Source organism: Streptomyces sp. NPDC059564 (assembly GCF_042735575.1).
Lineage (GTDB): Bacteria > Actinomycetota > Actinomycetes > Streptomycetales > Streptomycetaceae > Streptomyces.
In genome coordinates this window covers 1-6409 of the sequence record NZ_JBHWBP010000409.1, presented here as the reverse complement: position 1 = coordinate 6409, position 6409 = coordinate 1, and the positions used below count along the sequence as shown (strand labels likewise).

At 71.6% G+C, this 6409-nt stretch carries 6 protein-coding genes; 4 read left to right on the top strand and 2 right to left on the bottom strand.

What is annotated here, in order from left to right; genetic code table 11:
• The first annotated feature begins 132 nt into the window (after positions 1-132).
• The 4 genes from ACFV0Q_RS36740 to ACFV0Q_RS36725 are packed head-to-tail and all read left to right on the top strand — an operon-like array spanning position 133 to position 4685.
• On the top strand, positions 133-2817 hold the full coding sequence (locus ACFV0Q_RS36740) for a DUF4118 domain-containing protein (RefSeq protein WP_385011654.1): 2685 nt from the start codon (positions 133-135) through the stop codon (positions 2815-2817).
• Positions 2814-3500, top strand: coding sequence for a response regulator (locus ACFV0Q_RS36735; RefSeq protein ID WP_385011651.1), 687 nt, complete (start codon positions 2814-2816; stop codon positions 3498-3500). The genes ACFV0Q_RS36740 and ACFV0Q_RS36735 overlap by 4 nt, the downstream gene beginning before the upstream one ends.
• A gap of 24 nt (positions 3501-3524) precedes the next feature.
• A complete protein-coding gene (locus ACFV0Q_RS36730) occupies positions 3525-3944 on the top strand; it encodes an OB-fold nucleic acid binding domain-containing protein (RefSeq protein WP_125816976.1) in 420 nt (139 codons plus the stop codon).
• A gap of 3 nt (positions 3945-3947) precedes the next feature.
• Entirely contained in the window at positions 3948-4685 is a 738-nt protein-coding gene (locus tag ACFV0Q_RS36725; RefSeq protein ID WP_385011647.1) for a DUF3159 domain-containing protein, read from the top strand.
• An 82-nt stretch (positions 4686-4767) separates the two neighbouring features.
• Here ACFV0Q_RS36725 and ACFV0Q_RS36720 read toward each other — a convergent pair whose 3' ends face one another.
• Both ACFV0Q_RS36720 and ACFV0Q_RS36715 read right to left on the bottom strand, forming a co-directional pair.
• Positions 4768-5430, bottom strand: a complete 663-nt coding sequence (locus tag ACFV0Q_RS36720) for a TrkA family potassium uptake protein (protein ID WP_266573493.1) — start codon at positions 5428-5430, stop codon at positions 4768-4770.
• Positions 5427-6095 carry a TrkA family potassium uptake protein gene (locus tag ACFV0Q_RS36715; protein ID WP_358891940.1) on the bottom strand — a complete coding sequence of 223 codons (669 nt, stop codon included), beginning with the start codon at positions 6093-6095 and terminating at the stop codon, positions 5427-5429. Before ACFV0Q_RS36715 ends, ACFV0Q_RS36720 begins: the two co-directional genes overlap by 4 nt.
• Positions 6096-6409 lie beyond the last annotated feature (314 nt).

Genomic DNA, 6409 nt, shown 5'->3' with positions numbered 1-6409 from the left:
GTCGGGTGCGGGGCCCCACCGGCTTTCGTGTGCCGGGGGAGGCCCCGCCGGGGGCGTCAGGGATGCGTCAGGGATGGGCCCGGGGCCGCCCATCGGTGCGTGAACTGCGGTGACGTCCCGGAGAATGAGCGCATGGGACGCGGCAGGCTAAGGATCTATCTCGGCGCGGCACCCGGTGTGGGCAAGACGTACGCCATGCTTTCGGAGGCCCACCGCCGGGTGGAACGCGGCGGTGACTGCGTCGTCGGCTTCGTCGAGCACCACGGGCGGGCGCGCACCGAGGTGATGCTGCACGGCCTCGAACAGGTGCCGCGCAAGGAGCTCACGTACCGGGGCGCGGCCTTCACCGAGATGGACGTGGACGCGGTGCTGGCGCGCCGTCCGGCCGTGGCGCTGGTGGACGAGCTCGCGCACACCAACGTGCCGGGTTCGCGCAACGCCAAGCGGTGGCAGGACGTGGAGGAGCTGCTGCGGGCCGGGATCGACGTCGTGTCGACCGTCAACATCCAGCACCTGGAATCACTGGGCGACGTCGTCGAGTCGATCACCGGGGTGCGCCAGCGCGAGACGGTCCCGGACGAGGTGGTCCGCCGTGCCGACCAGATCGAGCTGGTCGACATGTCCCCGCAGGCCCTGCGGCGGCGCATGGCGCACGGCAACATCTACCGGCCCGACAAGGTCGACGCGGCGCTCTCGAACTACTTCCGGCCGGGCAACCTCACCGCGCTGCGCGAGCTGGCGCTGCTGTGGGTGGCCGACCGGGTGGACGAGTACCTCCAGCAGTACCGGGGCGAGCACGACATCCGCTCCACCTGGCAGGCCCGGGAGCGGATCGTCGTCGGGCTCACCGGCGGCCCCGAGGGGCGCACCCTCATCCGCCGGGCCTCCCGGATGGCCGCCAAGGGCTCCGGCAGCGAGATCCTCGCCGTGTACATCGCCCGCAGCGACGGGCTCACCTCGGCCTCGCCGAAGGAGCTCGCGGTCCAGCGGACCCTGGTCGAAGACCTTGGCGGAACGTTTCACCATGTGATCGGGGACAACGTCCCCGAAGCCCTCCTGGAATTCGCGCGCGGGGTCAACGCCACCCAGATCGTGCTGGGCTCCAGCCGCCGCAAGGCCTGGCAGTACGTCCTGGGACCCGGCGTGGGCGCCACCGTGGCCCGTGACTCGGGTCCCGACCTCGACGTGCACATCGTCACCCACGAGGAGGTGGCCAAGGGGCGCGGGCTGCCGGTCGCCCGCTCGGCCGCCCGGCTCGGCCGGCCCAGGATCGTGGCCGGCTGGGTGGTCGGCGTGGTCCTCCCGGCGCTGCTGTGCCTGCTGCTCACGAACATCACCGCGGACCCCGGTCTCGCCAACGACATGCTGCTCTTCCTGGCGCTGACGGTGGCGGCCGCGCTGCTCGGCGGGCTCTGGCCGGCCCTGGCCTCCGCGGCCTTCGGCTCGCTGCTGCTGAACTACTTCTTCGCCCCGCCGCTGCACCAGTTCACCGTTTCCGACCCCCGGAACATCATGGCCATCGCCGTGTTCTTCGGGGTCGCGGTCTCGGTCGCCTCGGTGGTGGACCTGGCGGCCCGGCGCACGCACCAGGCCGCCCGGCTGCGCGCGGAGTCCGAGATCCTGTCCTTCCTGGCCGGGAGCGTGCTGCGCGGCGAGACCGCCCTGGACGCGCTGCTGGAGCGGGTGCGCGAGACCTTTGCGATGGAGTCGGTGGCCCTGCTGGAGCGGGCCGGGGACGTCGAGCCCTGGACCCCGGCCGGGAGCGTCGGCCCGAACCCGGCCGCCCGGCCCGAGGACGCCGACGTGGACATGCCGATCGGCGACCACATGGCGCTGGCCCTGTCCGGGCGGGTGCTGCCGGCCGAGGACCGCCGGGTGCTCGGGGCATTCGCCGCGCAGGCGGCCGTCGTGCTCGACCGCCAGCGGCTCGTCGGGGAGGCCGAGGAGGCCCGCCGGCTGGCCGAGGGGAACCGGATCCGGACCGCGCTGCTGGCCGCCGTCAGCCACGACCTGCGTACGCCCCTGGCCTCCATCAAGGCCTCCGTCAGCTCCCTGCGCTCCGACGACGTGGACTGGTCCGAGGAGGACCGGGCCGAGCTGCTGGAGGGCATCGAGGACGGCGCCGACCGGCTGGACCACCTGGTGGGGAACCTGCTGGACATGTCCCGGCTGCAGACCGGCACCGTCACCCCGCTGATCCGGGAGATCGACCTGGACGAGGTGGTCCCGATGGCGCTGGGCGGCGTACCGGAGGACAGCGTGCTGCTGGACGTTCCGGAGACCCTGCCCATGGTGGCGGTGGACCCGGGGCTGCTGGAGCGGGCCGTCGCCAACGTGGTGGAGAACGCCGTCAAGTACAGCCCCCGCGGAGAGCCGGTGCTCGTCGCGGCCAGCTTCCTCGGAGACCGGGTCGAGGTACGGGTCGTCGACCGCGGCCCCGGGGTGCCGGACGAGGCGAAGGACAAGATCTTCGCCCCCTTCCAGCGCCACGGCGACGCCCCGCGCGGCGCCGGGGTGGGCCTGGGCCTCGCCGTGGCCCGGGGCTTCACCGAGGCGATGGACGGCACCCTGGCCGCCGAGGACACCCCCGGGGGCGGGCTGACGATGGTGCTCACCCTGCGCGCGGTGAGCCGGGGGGAGCCGGCCGCCCCCGCCACGGTGGACGCGCGGGGCGCGGACCCGCGGCCGCCCGCCGGAACCGGGAACGGGCCCGGCGTCGTTCACCACGCGGAGCGGGCAGCCGCCGCACACGTACCACCCCCGGTTCCGACGGAAGCCGGGGATCACCCCGAACGACAGAAAGCAGGACCCCAATGACCCGGGTGCTCGTGGTGGACGACGAGCCGCAGATCGTCCGAGCCCTCGTGATCAACCTGAAGGCGCGCAAGTACGAGGTCGACGCCGCCGCCGACGGGGCCCAGGCCCTGGAGCTCGCCGCGGCCCGCCACCCCGACGTGGTCGTCCTCGACCTCGGCCTGCCCGACATGGACGGGGTCGAGGTGATCAGGGGGCTCCGCGGCTGGACCCGGGTGCCGATCCTGGTGCTCTCCGCCCGGCACAGCTCCGACGAGAAGGTCGAGGCCCTCGACGCGGGCGCCGACGACTACGTCACCAAGCCCTTCGGCATGGACGAGCTGCTGGCCCGGCTCCGGGCCGCCGTCCGCCGGGCCGAGCCGTCCGGCGGGTCGGGCGAGGACGAGGTGACGGTGGAGACCGAGGGGTTCACGGTGGACCTCGCCGCCAAGAAGGCGGTCCGCGACGGACGCGACGTACGCCTCACCCCCACCGAGTGGCACCTGCTGGAGGTGCTGGTCCGCAACGGCGGCAAGCTCGTCAGCCAGAAGCAGCTGCTGCAGGAGGTCTGGGGCCCCTCGTACGGGACGGAGACCAACTACCTGCGGGTCTACATGGCACAGCTGCGCCGCAAGCTGGAGGCGGACCCCTCGCACCCGCGCCACTTCATCACCGAACCGGGCATGGGATACCGCTTCGAGCGGTAGCCGCAGCGCCGGTAGGCTTCCCTTATGAGTGCTGAACCGCGTCCCGAGAAGCCCGCGAAACCGGCCAGGCCGGCGGGCCGGTTCCGCCGGATGATAGAGCGGCTGTCCACCTCCCAGGAGGAGCTGCATTCGGCGGAGCTGCAGGAGGACGCAGAAGCCGCTGGATGCACGCGGATCTGCGACTGCCACGACCGCCAGATAGTCAAGGTGACCGGAACCCTGCGTACCGTGACCCTGCGCCCCAGGGCGGGAGTGCCCGCCCTGGAGGCGGAGCTGTTCGACGGCTCGGCCGCGCTGGACGTGGTGTGGCTCGGACGTCGCTCGATCGTGGGAATCGAGCCCGGGCGCCGCATGATCGCCTCCGGGCGGATCTCGATGAGTCATGGGCGCCGGGTGCTCTTCAACCCGAAGTACGAACTCCGACCGCTCGGACAGGAGCACTGACCGGTGACGTCATTCGACCGCCCGTCCCCCCCGAACCCGCCGGAACCCGCGGCAGACCAGAGTGCCGTGACGCAGGCGGCGCTCTTCGACGCCTTCGGAGGCATCCGGGGCACCGTGGAGACGATGCTCCCCGGGCTGCTCTTCGTGATGATCTACACGATCAACAAGGACGTGAAGTCCTCGGCCATCGCGGCCGGCGCCGTCGCCGTCCTGCTGGTGATCGTCCGACTGCTGCGCAAGGACACCGTCAAGCACGCCTTCAGCGGGGTCTTCGGCGTGGGCGTCGGCGTGGCCTTCGCCCTCTTCACGGGCAGCGCGAAGGGCTTCTACCTGCCGGGCATGATCTACGGCGCCGGGCTGGGCGTGGCGTTCACGCTGTCGGCGCTCGTGGGCTTCCCGCTGCTGGGCGTGGTCCTCGGACCGGTCTTCAAGGAGAACCTGTCCTGGCGCACCCGCAACCCGGGGCGCAAGAAGGCGTACGTCAAGGCCAGTCTGGCCTGGGGCCTCATCTTCCTGGCCAAGTACGCGATCCTCTTCCCGCTGTACTGGTGGGGCGACGCGACGCAGCTGGGCTGGGTGCTGATCGCGCTGAAGCTGCCGCCGATGGTGCTGGCCGTGTACTTCACCTGGCTGTTCCTGGCGAAGGCGCCGCCGCCGATCGACGTCATCGCCGAGTACGAGGCCGAGGAGGCCGCCGAGAAGGCGGCCAAGGCCGCGGCCGCGCGGGATCGCGGGCTCTGATCCGGGCGACGCGAAGGGGCGGGGTGACCATCAGGTCGCCCCGCCCCTTCGTCGTGTTCGCCGTGCCGTGCCCGGCCCGTGGTCAGTGACCGGCCTGGAGGAGGTCCTCCAGCTGCTCCTCGCGGGCCTGGGCGGCCACGAAGAGGAGCTCGTCGCCCGGCTCCAGGGTCTCCTCGCCGTGCGGGGTGAGGACCCGGTTGCCCCGGATGATCGTGACGAGCGAGGTGTCCTCCGGCCAGGTGATCTCGCTGATCTGGGTGCCCGCGACCGGGGAGTCGGCCGGCAGGGTCAGCTCGACGAGGTTGGCGTCGCCGTGGCTGAAGCGCAGCAGCCGGACCAGGTCGCCGACGCTGACGGCCTCCTCGACCAGGGCCGACATCAGGCGCGGCGTGGAGACGGCGACGTCGACGCCCCAGGACTCGTTGAAGAGCCACTCGTTCTTCGGGTTGTTGACCCGCGCCACGACCCGGGGGACCCCGTACTCGGTCTTGGCGAGGAGGGAGACGACCAGGTTGACCTTGTCGTCACCGGTGGCGGCGATGACCACGTTGCAGCGCTGCAGCGCGGCCTCGTCGAGCGAGGTGATCTCGCAGGCGTCGGCCAGCAGCCACTCCGCCTGGGGGACCCGCTCCACCGAGATGGCGGTCGGCGCCTTGTCCACGAGGAGCACCTCGTGGCCGTTCTCCAGCAGCTCGCCCGCGATGGAGCGGCCCACGGCGCCGGCTCCGGCGATCGCGACCCTCATGCGTGTGCCTCCTCAGGCCCCTCGGCGAAGGCCGCCTCAACCTTGTCGATCTCGTCCGTGCGCATCATCACGTGGACGAGGTCGCCCTCCTGGAGGACGGTCTGCGAAGTCGGCAGCATGGCCTCACCCAGCCGGGTGAGGAACGCGACACGGACGCCGGTCTCCTCCTGGAGCTTGCTCACCTTGTGACCGATCCAGGCGGCGGAGGTGTGCACCTCCGCGAGCTGCACGCCGCCGCTCGGGTCGCGCCACAGCGGCTCCGCGCCCGAGGGCAGGAGCCGGCGCAGCATCTGGTCGGCGGTCCACCGTACGGTCGCGACGGTGGGGATGCCGAGCCGCTGGTACACCTCGGCGCGCTTGGGGTCGTAGATGCGGGCGGCGACGTTCTCGACGCCGAACATCTCGCGTGCGACGCGGGCGGCGATGATGTTGGAATTGTCACCACTGCTGACGGCGGCGAAGGCACCCGCCTCCTCGATGCCGGCTTCCCGCAGGGTGTCCTGGTCGAAGCCGACCCCGGTGACCCGGCGGCCGCCGAAGGAAGCCCCGAGCCGGCGGAATGCGGTGGGGTCCTGGTCGACGACCGCGACCGTATGCCCCTGCTGTTCCAGGGTCTGCGCGAGGGCGGAGCCCACTCTTCCGCAGCCCATAATGACGATGTGCACGGCCGTCCTTCCGGCTGACAGCGGCTCGCTGGTTTCCAGCCTCATTGCATGCTCTGGCTAAACAGGGTCTCAGACCTTGGCCCAAGCTACACACGGGCGGTCACCAGTGTGACCCTTTGGGGCTCCCGGGGTGTCCCATTGGGGGTCCGACGCCCCGGACATTGGGGGCGGGGGTTCGTCAGCCGGATTTCGAACGCTTACGATCCTCTGCGTGTCCAAACTGACCGACGTGCCCAAACGGATCCTGATCGGCCGGGCGCTGCGCAGCGACCGCCTCGGGGAAACGCTTCTCCCCAAGCGGATCGCCCTTCCTG

Excerpts from the sequence above, each read along its gene's own strand:
- ACFV0Q_RS36740 (WP_385011654.1), top strand. The coding sequence starts at position 133 with ATGGGACGCGGCAGGCTAAGGATCTATCTCGGCGCGGCACCCGGTGTG.
- ACFV0Q_RS36735 (WP_385011651.1), top strand. The coding sequence starts at position 2,814 with ATGACCCGGGTGCTCGTGGTGGACGACGAGCCGCAGATCGTCCGAGCC.
- ACFV0Q_RS36730 (WP_125816976.1), top strand. The coding sequence starts at position 3,525 with ATGAGTGCTGAACCGCGTCCCGAGAAGCCCGCGAAACCGGCCAGGCCG.
- ACFV0Q_RS36720 (WP_266573493.1), bottom strand. The coding sequence starts at position 5,430 with ATGAGGGTCGCGATCGCCGGAGCCGGCGCCGTGGGCCGCTCCATCGCG.